Source organism: Oceanobacillus halophilus (assembly GCF_003628505.1).
Lineage (GTDB): Bacteria > Bacillota > Bacilli > Bacillales > Amphibacillaceae > Oceanobacillus > Oceanobacillus halophilus.
Window position 1 is genome coordinate 38,412 of the sequence record NZ_RBZP01000001.1, and the last position, 15,491, is coordinate 53,902.

Here is a 15,491-nt window from a genome sequence, read left to right on the forward strand (position 1 = left end):
GTAAGTGTTGAGTGTAGAAGCTATTACAATTACGATGGTTATCATTACATTTGGTATATACACAGGTATTGGTTGGTGGTCTAGAGTTCGCGATACCTCAGGTTTTTATGTAGCTGGTCAAAATGTTCCAACTGTAGCCAATGGTGCAGCCATTGCAGCTGATTGGATGTCTGCCGCGTCATTTATCTCTATGGCAGGTTTAGTTGCATTTTTAGGGTTTGATGGAACTATTTACTTAATGGGCTGGACAGGTGGGTATGTACTATTAGCTTTATTGTTAGCCCCATACTTACGTAAGTTTGGAAAATTTACCGTTCCTGATTTTATAGGTGACCGTTTTTATTCTAGTCATGCTAGAGCTGTGGCTGCAATAGCTACCATTTTTATCTCACTTACCTACATATCTGGACAAATGCGTGGTGTAGGTATTGTTTTTAGTCGTTATTTACAAGTTGACATTATTGTTGGTGTGTTAATTGGTATGGCGATTGTTGGTTTCTTTGCTCTTTTAGGTGGTATGAAGGGGGTTACATGGACACAGGCTATACAATATTTTGTTATTATTATTGCATTTATCATTCCAGCAGTTGCTATTTCTTTACAATTAACTGGGAACCCAGTTCCACAACTCGCTCTTACTACTAGTGATATTGTTGATCGACTTGGTCAAATACAGGTTGATCTCGGTATGACGGAGTATATGGCTCCATTTACTGATTTATCTATGTTAAATGTCTTCATGATTACACTGGCCTTAATGGCAGGAACAGCGGGTTTGCCTCACGTTATTGTACGCTTTTATACGGTGAAAAGTGTGCGCGCTGCCAGGTGGTCTGCCGTTTGGGCTATTTTATTTATTGCCTTGCTTTATTTGACTGCACCTGCAGTTGGCGCGTTTGCGAAATATAATCTAATTCAGACAATTGCTGATAAACCACTTGAAGAGGTGCAGGAAATTGGATGGGTAAATAAGTGGGAGACGACTGGTTTATTACAGTTTGATGATAAAAATGATGATGGGGTCATTAACTTTTCCGAAGGGGAAGGGAACGAGGTTGCGATTGATGGAGATATTATCGTACTTTCCACACCTGAGGTGGCAAACTTAGCACCGTTTATTATTGCTCTTGTAGCAGCAGGTGGATTGGCAGCTGCTTTGTCAACAGCTTCGGGATTGTTAATAACAATGACCAGTGCCGTTTCCCATGATATATATTATCGGATTTTCAATAAGCAGGCAACGGAAAGACAACGATTACGTGTTGGGCGAATTACTCTGTTAGTTGCTTTGTTGATTGCAGCATATGTAGGGGTAAAACCGCCTGGCTTTGCGGGAGAAGTGGTTGCATTAGCTTTTGGGTTGGGTGCTGCAAGTCTTTTCCCCGTAATTTTGTTAGGGATATTCGATAAACGGATGAATAAAGAAGGAGCTATTGCAGGTATACTCACAGGTCTAATATTTACACTTGTTATAATTGCTCTTATCTTATCTGAATCGATATTTGGAACAGATGGACCAATCCTCGAAAACTTCCTTGGTATTAATGCTCAGGGTATTGGTGTAGTTGGTATGTTGTTGAATTTTATTGTTAGTTTTGTCGTATCTCGTAATACAGAAGCACCTCCACTCCATATTCAGCAATTAATTGAGAAAGTTCGCGCACCTGAGATGGATGAAGATAATGAAGTTGCTGCTAGTGAGGAGGATTAACTGGTTGTCACCAATACAATTATAATTGCTTAAGAATTAGGAAGGAGCAGATTTAAGTGTTTTGGACCATAGTATTAGGGATTGGCATGGCTTTGCTTTATTTGATTCATCCCTGGATGAATGTAAAAATCTTACAAAAAGTTATTGGAATAACCCTGTTTTTAGAAGTGTTCTATTTAGTTGGGCATTACGTAATGGGGTGGCCATTTCCGACACCCATCATTCTCATTCAGCTTTTTGTGATAACTGGAGTTGGAGTAGCTTTAGGAGTTTTCTTTTCCAGGATTTGGCCGCTACCTCCACATAAAGGATTTGAACGTATCTTCCGTACCTTTTTAATAGTAATCCCTGCCCTTGGATTTGGAATGGGACTTCAAGTGCTACTCCAAGGACCTCATGCAACACAAGCAATATATTTATTATTTGCTTTAACGGCCTGGTTAGGTTCAGGGCATTTCATACGGGAAGGTGAAGCAGAAACGGGAAACCTACTGCAAAGAAAAAAAGAATTGGAAGGATAAAGGAAAAAGACTGAACATAACTCTTTTGGTCAACATAAAATCCGAACTTTGATACTAAATTAAAGTTCGGATTTTTGTTTTATTACTGATATGGAGTTGATACAACAGTCGGAAGGGGTTCATAGTCTTAATCGATAATAAGACAGCTTAATTAGTAATTAATAATTGAAGTAGCCATTCTTATATTTAATGAAAGTTATAGTCTAGTAATATTTACTTTGAAGGTCTTAAATGAGATAATTTTCTGTATAGTGGGAAAAGGGATATATATTTCTTGTTGTAAGGAATTGACTACGTATTGCATAGAATGAATAAACCAATAAAATCAATAGCTGTGTGTTGTGAAGTGGAAAATAAATAGGTGCAGAGGGAGGAAAAGGTATATGTCTACTAAAATGCAATGGCAGAAACCGGATGAACTACGATTCTTACTGAATGAATTAGTTAGCTGGAAAAGTATGACATTTTCTCAAGGGGAGAGGCAATTTCCTTTTAAATTACAAGCCAAGCTGCAGGATTTGTCTTACTTTCAACAGTATCCTGATAAGTTAGAATTGCATGATGCAGATTTAAGACGAAAGTTTTTAACAGCCCTCTATAAACATCCAGAAGCGACAGATACGATTTGTTTAATTAGTCACTTTGATACGGTGAATACAGAGGAATACGGTGATTATGAGCCTTTAGCTACACAACCAGAAGAATTAACGAAAATTTGGCAGGAAGCAACTGATGAATTACCGATAGATGTATTGGAGGATTTAAACTCTGGAGATTATTTGTTTGGTCGGGGAACTATGGATATGAAAATGGGTTTGGTTATGCATATGCGCTTAATTGAAAAAGCAAGTACAGAAGAATGGCCTATTAACCTTTTGGTGCTGGCTGTACCTGATGAGGAAGTGAATTCAGCTGGAATGCGTTTAGCTGTTCCAATATTGTTAAAACTACAGGAACAGTATCACTTGAACTATAAACTATTTTTAAACAGTGAACCAGCATTCTCCATGGAACCAGACAATCATGAACATTATATTTATACGGGATCTGTTGGGAAAATACTTCCAGCTTCATTATTTTATGGGAAAGAAACCCATGCAGGAGAACCATTGAGAGGAATAACCTCTCCTTATATTGGATCCTTCCTCACTAGAGAAATGGAGTGGAATGATCTTTTTCAGGAGACGGTTCTAGGAGAACAAACGCCGCTCCCTGTTGTTTTACAACAAACAGATTTAAGACTGAGATATTCTACACAGACGCCATATCGCTCGTCAGCATTATACAATATCTTCTTATTCAAACGGAGTGCAACAGATATTTTTGAGTTATTTGAAAGTGTAGCTAATCGAGCAGCGAAAAAGTGTAATGAGGATTATCTAAAAATTTGTAAAAAACATCAAGTAAAGCCTATTGGAGATGTTAAGGTTATAAAGTATAAAGATTTATTAGAATATGCTACAGCTAAACTGGGTAAAGAATTAATAAAAGAAATAAAAGCGGAGACATATTATCATGATGAATGGGATGACAGGGAAAAATCGCTAAGAATCACGGATAAGCTAATGATTCATTGTCAGGAATTAGCTCCAGCAATAATAATTTTATTTGCACCTCCTTTTTATCCAGCAGTTAATTCATCGGAAAATAGTCTTGTAGACTGGTGCACCAAATTCATCATCAAAAGAGCAAAGGAAAAATTTAATTTATCTATAAAACAAGTACATTATTTTAATGGCATTTGTGATTTGAGTTATGTTAATTATGAAGGGAAAAGTGATGGCTGGAATGCTTTTGAACAAAATACACCAGTATGGAATGATACGTATACTATTCCATTTGACGCGATGCAGAAGTTGCAGGCTCCTGTATTAAATATCGGACCATTTGGTAAAGATCCGCATAAACGAACCGAACGTTTGCATATGCAGAATGCTTTTAAAGAGACACCTTTATTATTAGATGAACTTATACAAATGATGATAAATAAGAAATCTTGAATGGTTGTTTCGAGGTTTCTTATTTTTCTTTATTTAGGAAAACTTCACTAGACAGTCTCTATCTCGTTTTAGTATACTACAGGTATTAAGTGGACTATTTACAAAATTCTATTATATTCGACATTTATCATTGTGGTAAAAGTATGTCTTGATGTGTGAAAGGAAGTATGAAATGAATTCCAATGATAATCAAACCAATACAGATTCATTTTATCATTCTCTTTTTGAACTCCATCCTGATCCGGTATTCTTTTTGGATAATATAGGAGTCATAAATAAAGTGAATTCTGTATTCTCTACAAAACTAGGATATGATAATAACGAGGTTATATATAAGTCATTGGAATCGTTATTACCCAATGAGGATCGAGGAGTATATACAGATACTTTTAAGAAAGTATTAACTGGGAGTACAAAAAGGTTCCATACGAAGTTAACCGGAAAGCAAGGAGAAATACTTTATATTCGGTTAACCCTTCTGCCAGCTAGAAAGCAAGGTAGAATAATAGGAGCATTTGCGTTAGCGCAAGAATTTGTAAAGGAAAAAGATAGATATAATGAGTATTTAGCATATCATGATTCCTTAACAGGCTTGCCTAACAGACGTTTTTTTGAAGAACGACTAAAAGTAGAGATTAATACAAGTAAACGGCAGAATTATCGATCAGCAGTACTTTATTTAGATTTGGATCGATTTAAATACATGAATGACACCTTAGGGCATCATTTAGGTGATTTAGTATTAAAGCAAATAGCAAGGCAATTAAAAAAATGTTTGAAAGAGGACTTTTTTATTGCACGAATGGGGGGAGATGAATTTGCTCTTTTATTCTCCAATTTTCAAGGAGAAAAAGAGCTTGCTGACGTTTCGAGTCGGATTATCCATGCTTTAGAAAAACCGCTAAATGTCGATGAATATGAATTATGTATCCCAACAAATATAGGGGTAAGTATTCTTCCTGAAGTGGGGGGAAGTGTTGATTCCATACTTAAATATGCTGCTTTTGCTTTATATAAAGCAAAAGCAACCGGAAAAAATACATATCATATATATAAACCATCTGCAGATAAGCAAATCTATAAACGAATTGAATTGGAAAATGATCTAAGGAATGCAATTGTTACTAATCAACTGGAACTATATTATCAGCCAAAAGTTTGTTCTGATAAAAATCAGATTGTTGGAGCAGAAGCACTGATACGTTGGAAACATCCAAAATGGGGGATTATTCCTCCAAATGAATTTATACCAATAGCAGAAGAGACAGGAATGATTAGTGAGATTGAACGTTGGGTTGTATATACTGCATGTAAACAAACTAAAATGTGGCAAAGACGAAACCTTTCATCCATTCCTATTTCCGTCAATCTCACTGCTCATCGTTTTTTAGAAAAAGATTTTGTTCAAACAGTTATTAGGATATTAGAATCAACACAACTTGCACCACAATTTTTAGAGATTGAGATTACTGAATCATCGTTGCTAGTAAATGACTCGACGGTTTTGGCTATTCTTGATGATTTACGTCGGATTGGAATTGGTATTTCTTTAGATGATTTTGGGACAGGCTATTCATCATTATCATATCTAAAAAGATTTAAAGGGAAATTTGATACGTTAAAGTTAGATCGTTCCTTTATTATTGATTTAAGTTTTGGAGATACAGCGGAAGACAACTATATTACAAAAACTATCATTAATTTAGCACAGTACTTGAAAATGGATGTTATTGCTGAAGGTGTAGAAACATATGAACAGCTGCAGATATTGAGTAATTTCAAATGCAACATGATCCAGGGGTATCTATTTTCTAAGCCTGTTCCAGCAGATGACTTTGCAGAACTATTATCATTAAACCAATTAGAAATAAAAGAGGACTATGATGGTGAAAAAGATTATTCTATTCTTCAAAATCACAGGGTCGTTCAAATTGATTATCCGATTTTAGCACAGTTGACTTTTGGTAACAGCGGAACGGAAAATATTCCACCAGAAGAAGTGCTAATTGATCAAATTACTGTTGTAGGATTACGATTTATTTCAAAGACAAATTTAGACAGTAAAAAAGGGGAAGTTTTAATATTCAAAACGGTAATACTAGAAGAAGAGATTCAATGGTGTGGAGAAATTCTTTGGACAAGAGAAGTTCAGCCAGGTATTTATCAGTACGGAATTGAATTCAAAAATGAGAAAATGAAGGAGAGTTAGTTATGTGTGGTAATCAATAATTTTTTTGTATTATTTTTAAAAAAACTGAGAAACCCTGCCTTATCAAGGGTTTCTCAGTTTTTTGTTTTATTGAATTCCTTAAAATTCATACTATTCGATACTATTTGCTAGCATTTTGTAGACAATGGCATATATTTATCTACCAACGCAATTAATCATGATTAAACACGCTATTTACCATTTAATCCATTTTGACGAAACCAAATATTGGATATAAGCTTATTAACGTAATTAATTTTCAGAAATCACTCAGGAGGTGAAAGCATTAATATTTCAGAAGTAGCTGATAAGTTAAATATAACCACAACGGAATATCATTTCCGTAAGCCAAATAAAGAAGACGGAGCTTCTGCTTGGGAGCTCGTTAAACATACGGGGAATCTTGATCTTAATTCTTCTTATAGCTATTTAATGTGGTGTGAGATTTTCTCAGATACATCCATTGTAGTTGTAAGAAAGGAAACACAAAAAGTGGTTGGTTTTATTTCTGGATTTATTCATCCAGATCAACCTGATACGTTGTTTATTTGGCAGGTAGCTGTTCATTCGTCTGAAAGGGGAAATGGATTGGCGACTAAGATGTTGCTTCAACTACTAGATCGTGATGTATGCGAAGATGTTCATTATGTAGAGGCAACAGTTTCACCGTCAAATACTCCTTCAAAACGTTTGTTTTTAGGTCTTGCTAGGAAGTTTGAAACAAACTGGAAAATCAGTGACTATTTCACAGCTGATGATTTCCCTGGTACAGGACATGAAGACGAATTGTTGTTTAAAATCGGACCGCTTGAAAAATAATTAATTAAAGGATGAGATCATGACAACTGCTGTAATAAGCAATGATAGAATGAAAACATTTGAAGAACTAGAATCGGCAGTAAGGAGTTACAGCCGTGGTTGGCCAACAGTTTTTACCAAAGCTAAAGGCTATAAAATTTGGGACGTAGACGGAAAAGAATATATTGATTTCTTTGCAGGGGCAGGCGCATTAAATTATGGACATAATGATGCGAAAATGCAGGAAAAAATAATTGAATATATCCGGGAAGATGGGATTCTCCATAGCCTCGACATGGGAACGACACCAAGAAAAGAATTTCTTGAAACGTTCCGTGAAGTCATACTTACACCTCGTAACCTCGACTATAAAGTTATGTTTCCAGGACCTACAGGAACGAATTCAGTTGAAAGTGCACTAAAAATTGCCAGAAAAGTAACAGGTCGTGACACAGTTATAAGCTTCACGAATGCGTTCCATGGGATGACGATTGGTTCGTTATCTGTTACAGGTAATTCGTTTAAACGTCATGGAGCTGGTGTTCCACTACATCATACGGTAGCAATGCCATTTGATGACTATGTGGAAAATCAAGATTCCATTGCCTATCTTGAAAGATTCCTAGAAGATAGTGGTAGTGGTGTAGCATTACCTGCAGCAATTATCCTAGAATCTGTACAAGGAGAAGGCGGTATCAATGCAGCTCGTTTGGATTGGTTGAAGAAAATTGAAAGCATCTGCAGACGTTGGGACATCTTATTAATTGTTGATGATGTTCAAGCAGGATGTGGAAGAACAGGCACATTCTTCAGCTTTGAACCTGCAGGAATTAACCCAGATATTGTTTGTCTCTCTAAATCTATTGGTGGTTCTGGTCTTCCAATGGCCATTACACTGATCAAACCAGAGTTTGACCAATGGGGACCTGGCGAACACAATGGGACTTTCCGTGGTAATAATCTAGCGTTTATCACAGCAAAAGAAGCTTTAAGTTTCTGGGAAACAGATGATTTTTCTAATGGTATAAAACAAAAAGCAAATCTATTGAGAGAAAAAATCGATTCCATTATTGCTAAGTTTCCGGAACTAAAAGCTGAAGCACGTGGTAGAGGTCTTATGCAAGGTATAGCAGTCCAAGTAGATGGACTTGCAGGTGAAATCTGTGCAGAAGCTTTTGACCGCGGACTTATTGTAGAGACGTCTGGACCAAGTGATGAAGTAGTAAAATTTCTTCCACCACTTGTTATAGATGAAGAAGGAATTTCTAAAGGTATGACTATTCTTGAAGATAGTATTGCACAAGTTCTTTCGAAATAAAAAAGCATATAACTATACCAATCAATACAACTAGTAAAGGGGAATAACAGAATGATTGTAAAATCACTAGAAGATATCATTGGAACAGAAGATGAAACAAAGGGAGATACTTGGGCAAGCCGCAGATTTGTCTTAAAAAAAGACGGTGTTGGTTTTAGTGTGACTAATACAACTATCGAAGCGGGCACAGAAAATTATTTCTGGTATAAAAATCATATCGAAGCTGTTTATCTGATTGAAGGAGAAGGCGAAATTGAAAAGGTAGAAACTGGTGAAGTATGGCAACTAAAACCTCACACTATGTATCTACTAAACGATAATGATAAACATAAACTACGTGTACGAAAGAAAATGCAAATGATTTGTGTATTTAATCCTCCATTGGTTGGAACGGAAACACATAACGAAGAAGGATATTATCCTTTATTAACAGAATAGTATATTTCAAAGAAAAAACAGGTGCTAGAAAAAGCGCCTGTTTTTTTACTAAAAATATATAACGAAATTAGAAATTATTCAAAATACTTGGTGACACAATTACTTTCTAACTTAATTTTAGGCCCTGTATAGTTTGTTTTTTGAACTTTTACAGTTGTTAGAAACTTATGATCTATTTAATTAAGAATAGTTTGCTCTCGCTTACACTGATGAAAGTTTTGTGCTAGGATTCGCTCCGGCAGAATACTTCGATTTCCGCGGGCACGGCCTCAGCCTCCTCGGAAGAAACCCACTTCCTTGAAAAAGAAGAGCACTTTTTCTGCGTGCGATGTTTCACTGACGAAGCTTTCCTTGTCCTGCGGGGTCTTCGGACACGTGCTTTTCCCGCAGGAGTCCCTGTATTCTGCCTCCGCTATATTACATGCACTAGATATTTTTAAAGCTAAACTTCATAATTTTACGTTTAGGGTAGTTGGTCCTTCTAGAATACAGAATTTTTTCTAGTTAAAATCAAGTAGAGCAGGAACTTAGCGGAGGAAATACACGGAGACTCCTTGAAAAAAGAAGACCACTTTTTTCTGCGTGCGATGTTTCGCTGCCGAAGCGTTCCTTGTCCTGCGGGAAGAAAAGCTTAGGTGAGACTACGGAGAGCGATAGCTCGGAGTAGGCTCAGCAGCGCCCGCGGAAAGCGTAGTGTATTTCCGTAGCGGACATATAGCAGTATTCTTAATTAAAGTAATCAATAGTCTATATAAACTGTTAAAGTAAAGTCATGTTAAATAGCAACGTATATTTAGAAAAGAGCCTATTTTTAAAATATCTTACCAGGATTAAACAGTCCAGTTGGATCAAGTGCTTTTTTGATGCTCTTCATTACGTTTAGTGCATCTCCATGCTCTTGCTGTTGATATTTTGCTTTGCCAATACCTACTCCATGTTCTCCGGTACATGTTCCCCCACGAGATAGGGAGTAATCTACTATTTGTTTATTAAATGCTTCCGCCTTTTGAATTTCTTCTGAATCCTCTGTATTAACCATAATTAGTGCGTGGTAATTTCCGTCTCCAACATGACCAACAATTCCTCCAGGTAAGTGGAGTGTATCTAATGCTTCTCTAGCATGATGAATGGCTCCAGCTAACTCCGAAATGGGTAGGCATACATCAGTTACCATTAATTTCCTTCCTCGATATGCATGAATATATGCATACGCCAAATTATGACGAGCATCCCATAATTGATTCCGTTTGGCATTATCGGTTTCAAAGTGGATTTCTATACAATTGAAGTCTTTTACAATTTCCTCGGTAAAGGCTACATCTTGTTTTAAGCCAGCCTCATTTCCATGAAACTCTAAAAATAAGGTTGGTACTTCCTGGTAGTTGGAATCCATGTGCTGATTGACTTGAACCATTGATGGCTCATCAACAAGCTCCATTCGTGCAACTGGAATTCCAGCCTGTCTAATAGCGACAACTGCTTCTACTGCTTCATTAATGGTTTGAAATGAGGCTCGAGCTGCTGTAATATGCTCCGGTATTCCGTAAACCTTTAGAGTAATCTCTGTAAAACATCCAAGAGTTCCTTCAGACCCAACAAATAGTCCGTTCAAATGTAGTCCAGAAGATGATTTTGCAGCAGAATTTCCGGTATGTATAATGCTGCCATCAGCGAGTACTACTTCTAAATTGCGTACATTATCGCGCATAATTCCATATCTTACTGACATGGTTCCACTAGCATTTGTGGCTGTCATGCCACCAATTGTTGCATTTGCACCAGGGTCAACTGGGAAAAACAACCCATATTTTTTTAGCTCGTTATTTAATTGTTTACGTGTTACCCCTGGTTGGACTTTCACGATAAAATCCTTTTCTCTTATTTCCAGTACTTTATTCATTAAGGAAAAATCAATAGTTATTCCGTGTTCGTATGGAATAACGTGTCCCTCTAAGCATGAGCCTAATCCAAAAGGTGTCACATGTAGCTTGTGTTTAGCAGCAATTTGAACAATTTCACTTACTTCTTTATTGCATTTTGGGAAAACAACAACATCTGGCAAACTCGATTTGTGATAGGATTCATCTTTACTGTGTTGTTCGAGAATAGTAGGGTTCGTACTGATTTGATCGTTTTGAAGGATATCTTCTAAATCAGTGACCGCATTCTTTATGACAGTTTCCATGTAATCTCCTCCGATATCAAATAATTATTACATTTCTATAATAATTTGAGTATATCGAAAATAGATAAGGAAGGGAAGCAAAAAAAGGAGATTTTCCCGTTGTTTGGGGACAATCTCCTTTCTGCTTCTAAGTCTGTTTAAGCATAGAAATCTTCTAATTCTTTGTCAACAGCCTTTTTTATTTTCTCTATACATTCTTCTCTCGTCTTTCCAAAGACTCGGTTTCCGTTAACCATTGCATATGGACGAACTGCACACATTCCACAATAGTTCATGCACTCATAGCTCATGACGGCAACTTCAGGTCGATTAAATACCTCCTCGAGTTCGTCAGAAGAGAGTAAATTATAATCACACACTTCTATGATGACAATGCCCATAACAAACACACTTTCTATAAATTATCCATCTAGCTTACATGATTGTTAATGATTAGACAAACGTTTGAATTTCTTATGATAAATTATTAATTATTTGCGGGATAAGTTTCTTGTAGGAATTCAATAGACTGAATGATTAATTTCTTTAAAACTTCAACTTCTATATCAGCAATTTTATTTATATAAACACAAGCTTTCCCAGTTTTATGCTTACCAAATTCTTCTAATAGTTTATCCCGGTTCTCATCTCCGGTTGCAAAATATAAGCTAAAGTTTGCCTTTCGTGGAGAGAACCCAACTAATGGCGCATCTCCTTCATGACCAGAAGCATATTTATAATGATACGATCCAAAGCCGATAATACTTGTACCCCACATTTTAGCTTGGTGTCCAGTTGTTTCTGTAAAGATATCCAGTAATTTGTATGCATCTTCTCTTTTTTTAGGGTTATCTACTTGTTCGATAAACTCTAATACACTATTATCATTCTCTTTTGTTTTTAATTCATACATTTGTTACCCTCCTTACAAATGTTTGTTACGAACAATTATGCTAGTTATATAAATAGATTCTAACAAATAAATTATTACAATTAAAGATTTCGTTGATTTTTAATAATAGAATCGCTTTTTTAAAGCTGCCTTTTTCCGGTAGAATACTACGTTTTTCTCGGGCACGGATTTAGCGTCTTCGCAGATTATTTTCGTAGCGGATATAAAGCACTATTCTTAAATTAGATAAATCAGGAGTTTCTACCAAGACGTTTAACCAAATATACGAAAAGCGCCTTTTTATAAAAGAAGGGTAATATATTATAAACTTTTTGTGAATTATTGAACATTGTAATCTAAGGAACGATTTTTTCTGATAAGATTTAGAAGGAAAGTGTACTTAATTTATTATCCATTTTATTTTGAAAGTAGGAAGAAGCTATGAGCGATTATTATCCAAAAGAAATTGCAGAGGTTGCTATTAAAAAAGGGATGGAGAAGGTCCAGCTTTCAAAGGTATCTGTAGCCATATTGGGTTTCCTAGGTGGTGCTTTTATTGCTTTGGGATATCTTGCATACATCCGTATTTCTGGTACGGTCCCTCCAGAATGGGGGAGCTTTGGAACCTTTTTGGGAGCAGCGGTTTTTCCTATTGGTCTGATTTGTATTCTTATTGGAGGAGGGGAACTCTTAACTGGGAATATGATGGCTGTTAGCATAGCATATTTCGCAAAGAAAGTACGGTTTTCAGCGCTACTCAAGAACTGGTTGCTTATTGCCTTTTTTAATATGATAGGAGCCATGTTTGTTGCCTATTTTTTTGGTCATTTTGTTGGACTTACGGAAGGAGCCTTTTTAGAAAAAACAGTTCATACTGCTGAAGCAAAAGTAGATGCTTCCTTTTGGGTTGCTTTTGTTTCTGGTATTGGCTGTAACTGGCTAGTTGCGATGGCAGTATGGTTATGCTATGGGGCGAAAGATTATCTCGGCAAAATCTTAGCCATTTGGTTTCCTATTATGACATTTGTTCTGATTGGATTTCAGCACGTAGTTGCAAACATGTTTGTGATTCCAGCAGCTATTTTTGCCGGTTATTTAACCTGGGGAGACTTTATTTTAAATATTATTCCCGTATTTTTAGGAAATGCTGTTGGTGGCGCTATTTTTGTTAGTCTTTTCTATTATTTAGCTTATATGAAAGAGGAGGTTAATAAAGAAGATTCAGTTATGATGACGAAAAAAATTAGTTAAGAGGCTGGGACAAAAGATGTTTAATTGTGAAAAATACGAACCTTATTTGAGCATACACCCGATCCAGAAATATACTCCGCTTTCCGCGGGGAGCTGGCGAGCCTCCTTCGTGCTGAAGAGCGTGTGCGCCTGCGTCTTCCAGTAATGCTTCGAAGCGGGCTTTCTCGGCGCAAGGGACAAGTGAGGTTATTCAAGTAGTTCCCTCACTACGTAGTCTCACCTATGCTCTTCTTCCCGCAGGAGTCTACGTATATTTCCTACGCTTATTTTGTGCGTTGTTCTTCCCTTGAATTAACTCTTTATTTATGTCCCAGCCTCTATGCATAATGTCCACCGATTTTCTTGCTTCGGTCGATGGTTACGCCTGCGTTGGTGTAACTGGAAGCGCGAAGGATGGCTGTGGAACCAAATTTGTCACGAATGGCATCCATTACATAACCGATGTCAGTCTTTTTAGTCCGATCTTCAAATAAATCTAATTGTGTTTCTCCTTTATCAAATAGGTTATCCAGGCTGACAGAAACATGCCTGATGTTACTATAGCCATCATAAAACTGATGAAATAACTGCATGCAAACACGGTAGACATCCATCGTTACATTAGTTGGAAGTTCAATCGATTTGGAACGTGAAAAGCTACCACCAGTTTCTTTGGAGTAGGCAATACTAAGGTGGATGGTTTTGCCGGTTTTGTCAGCGGTTCTAGCTCTTCGACATACTTCTTCGGAAAGGTCAAGGATACAAGTAGCAACTTCTTCTTTTGTATAGTCACGCAATAAGGCAACACCATGACCAAATCCTTTTTGTTCTGTTTTTGTAAAATTACCATATACAGGGCTTAAATCAACTCCCCAAGCATGCCAATACAGTTGCTCTCCCATGATGCCAAATCGTTTTTTTAGTTGTTCTATATCATAATTAGCAAGTTGCCCGAGGGTGACGATCCCCATTCGATTAAGATTGCGCTTCATTCTTCCGCCAATTCCCCATATGTCTTCTACAGGAAATGGCCACAGTTTTTCTTCCACATCTTCATATTTGCATTCTGCAATTCCTAATTTTTTTCCATGTAAGTCCATGACGACTTTGGCCAGAAATTTATTATCTCCTATTCCAATGGAAGAAGTAATACCAAAGTTATCAAGAATATCTTGTTTTATTTTACTTGCCACTTCCCAACGGTTACCAAAAAGCCTTTTTAGTCCATTAACTGTAACCCAAACTTCATCCACAGAGTATTGATGAATGGCCTCTTTTGGTACATATTGATTAATTAATTTAGTAATTTCAACGGATACTTGCAGATAATCCGCCATGTGAGCTGGGACGATATGAATGTCTGGATCCTCTGGTAATTCAAAATAACGGCTGACATTACTAATACCATGCTTTTTCTTCAGAGCAGGAGAAGCTGCTAGCACAATGCTTCCTGACCGATTTGGATCCCCGACAACAGCAAGCAAGGCAGTCATGGGATCGAGTCCTAATTTAACAGCTTCTACACTTGCGTAGAAAGAACGCATGTCAATACAAAGTACATCATTTCGAGGATAAGAAGAATAATCCAAAAAATCACCACCTAACTCTAAAGAGAACGTTTGTTCTTATATTATAGAGAGTTAGCAAAAAAATATCAATGGAAAATTATTCCCAAAAATATCTAAGTATAACATTATCAAAACTCAAGCAACCTATACATGATCAGTAAAAGGAGGTAATGAATGTGGCACAATACTTAAGAGATATTATGACGTCCAATGTAATGACAGTAAATGAATCACAATCTGTACAGGAGGCAGCGGCGATTATGAGCCAATATAATATTGGCGCTGTACCTGTAGTAAACAGCAGTGGACAGATGACAGGGATTGTGACAGATCGTGATATCACACTTCGCACAACAGCACAAGGTCAAAATGCTGGAACACCGGTTTCCCAAGTAATGACAGCACAACGCATGGTTGAAGGTAATCCTAATATGGATGTGCATCAGGCAGCACAGTTGATGGCACAACAGCAAATTCGCCGTTTACCTGTAGTAGAGAATGGACAGCTAGTAGGAATGGTCGCATTAGGAGATTTAGCAGTACAAAATCAATATGCAAATGAGGCTGAACAAGCACTTTCAAGTATATCTACACCGTCATCGCCCCAACAATAAAAAATAAGAGGAGATGCATTTTATATTT

Annotated in this window: 13 protein-coding genes; 9 read left to right on the forward strand and 4 right to left on the reverse strand. The window is 36.8% G+C overall.

All coding sequences use genetic code 11. The annotated features are described in order from the left end of the window. The first annotated feature begins 7 nt into the window (after nt 1-7). The 7 genes from D8M06_RS00260 (at nt 8) to D8M06_RS00290 (ending at nt 8,995) form a co-directional block, all read left to right on the forward strand. Nucleotides 8-1,711 (forward strand): sodium:solute symporter family protein, encoded by a 1,704-nt coding sequence (locus tag D8M06_RS00260; RefSeq protein WP_121202357.1) that lies wholly within the window; start codon nt 8-10, stop codon nt 1,709-1,711. Nucleotides 1,712-1,767: 56 nt separating this feature from the next. Continuing rightward, entirely contained in the window at nt 1,768-2,232 is a 465-nt protein-coding gene (locus D8M06_RS00265; RefSeq protein ID WP_121202358.1) for a hypothetical protein, read from the forward strand. A 383-nt stretch (nt 2,233-2,615) separates the two neighbouring features. Then, nucleotides 2,616-4,232, forward strand: a complete 1,617-nt coding sequence (locus D8M06_RS00270) for a M20/M25/M40 family metallo-hydrolase (protein WP_121202359.1) — start codon at nt 2,616-2,618, stop codon at nt 4,230-4,232. 172 nt (nt 4,233-4,404) lie between these two features. Continuing rightward, on the forward strand, nt 4,405-6,441 hold the full coding sequence (locus D8M06_RS00275; RefSeq protein ID WP_158591715.1) for an EAL domain-containing protein: 2,037 nt from the start codon (nt 4,405-4,407) through the stop codon (nt 6,439-6,441). Nucleotides 6,442-6,759: 318 nt separating this feature from the next. Continuing rightward, on the forward strand, nt 6,760-7,260 hold the full coding sequence (gene ectA / locus D8M06_RS00280) for a diaminobutyrate acetyltransferase (protein ID WP_241558804.1): 501 nt from the start codon (nt 6,760-6,762) through the stop codon (nt 7,258-7,260). Nucleotides 7,261-7,279: 19 nt separating this feature from the next. After that, nucleotides 7,280-8,557: a diaminobutyrate--2-oxoglutarate transaminase gene (gene ectB, locus D8M06_RS00285; RefSeq protein WP_121202362.1), complete on the forward strand. Its 1,278-nt coding sequence runs from the start codon at nt 7,280-7,282 to the stop codon at nt 8,555-8,557. A gap of 51 nt (nt 8,558-8,608) precedes the next feature. Further along, nucleotides 8,609-8,995 carry an ectoine synthase gene (locus D8M06_RS00290; protein ID WP_121202363.1) on the forward strand — a complete coding sequence of 129 codons (387 nt, stop codon included), beginning with the start codon at nt 8,609-8,611 and terminating at the stop codon, nt 8,993-8,995. 811 nt (nt 8,996-9,806) lie between these two features. Here D8M06_RS00290 and D8M06_RS00295 read toward each other — a convergent pair. The 3 genes from D8M06_RS00295 to D8M06_RS00305 all read right to left on the reverse strand — a co-directional run bounded on the left by D8M06_RS00295 (nt 9,807) and on the right by D8M06_RS00305 (nt 12,072). Then, nucleotides 9,807-11,180 carry an FAD-binding oxidoreductase gene (locus tag D8M06_RS00295; protein WP_121202364.1) on the reverse strand — a complete coding sequence of 458 codons (1,374 nt, stop codon included), beginning with the start codon at nt 11,178-11,180 and terminating at the stop codon, nt 9,807-9,809. Nucleotides 11,181-11,317: 137 nt separating this feature from the next. Further along, nucleotides 11,318-11,560 (reverse strand): YuzB family protein, encoded by a 243-nt coding sequence (locus tag D8M06_RS00300; RefSeq protein ID WP_121202365.1) that lies wholly within the window; start codon nt 11,558-11,560, stop codon nt 11,318-11,320. Nucleotides 11,561-11,646: 86 nt separating this feature from the next. Then, nucleotides 11,647-12,072, reverse strand: a complete 426-nt coding sequence (locus D8M06_RS00305) for a DUF1801 domain-containing protein (RefSeq protein WP_121202366.1) — start codon at nt 12,070-12,072, stop codon at nt 11,647-11,649. Between the two features lie 420 nt (nt 12,073-12,492). Between D8M06_RS00305 and D8M06_RS00310 the strand changes: the two genes are divergently transcribed. Next, nucleotides 12,493-13,302 (forward strand): formate/nitrite transporter family protein, encoded by an 810-nt coding sequence (locus D8M06_RS00310; RefSeq protein ID WP_121202367.1) that lies wholly within the window; start codon nt 12,493-12,495, stop codon nt 13,300-13,302. A gap of 317 nt (nt 13,303-13,619) precedes the next feature. Here D8M06_RS00310 and D8M06_RS00315 read toward each other — a convergent pair whose 3' ends face one another. Then, entirely contained in the window at nt 13,620-14,870 is a 1,251-nt protein-coding gene (locus D8M06_RS00315; RefSeq protein WP_121202368.1) for a DNA polymerase IV, read from the reverse strand. Nucleotides 14,871-15,019: 149 nt separating this feature from the next. Here D8M06_RS00315 and D8M06_RS00320 point away from each other — a divergent pair, with 149 nt between their 5' ends. Further along, nucleotides 15,020-15,463: a CBS domain-containing protein gene (locus tag D8M06_RS00320; protein WP_206613282.1), complete on the forward strand. Its 444-nt coding sequence runs from the start codon at nt 15,020-15,022 to the stop codon at nt 15,461-15,463. The last annotated feature ends 28 nt before the right edge of the window (nt 15,464-15,491 follow it).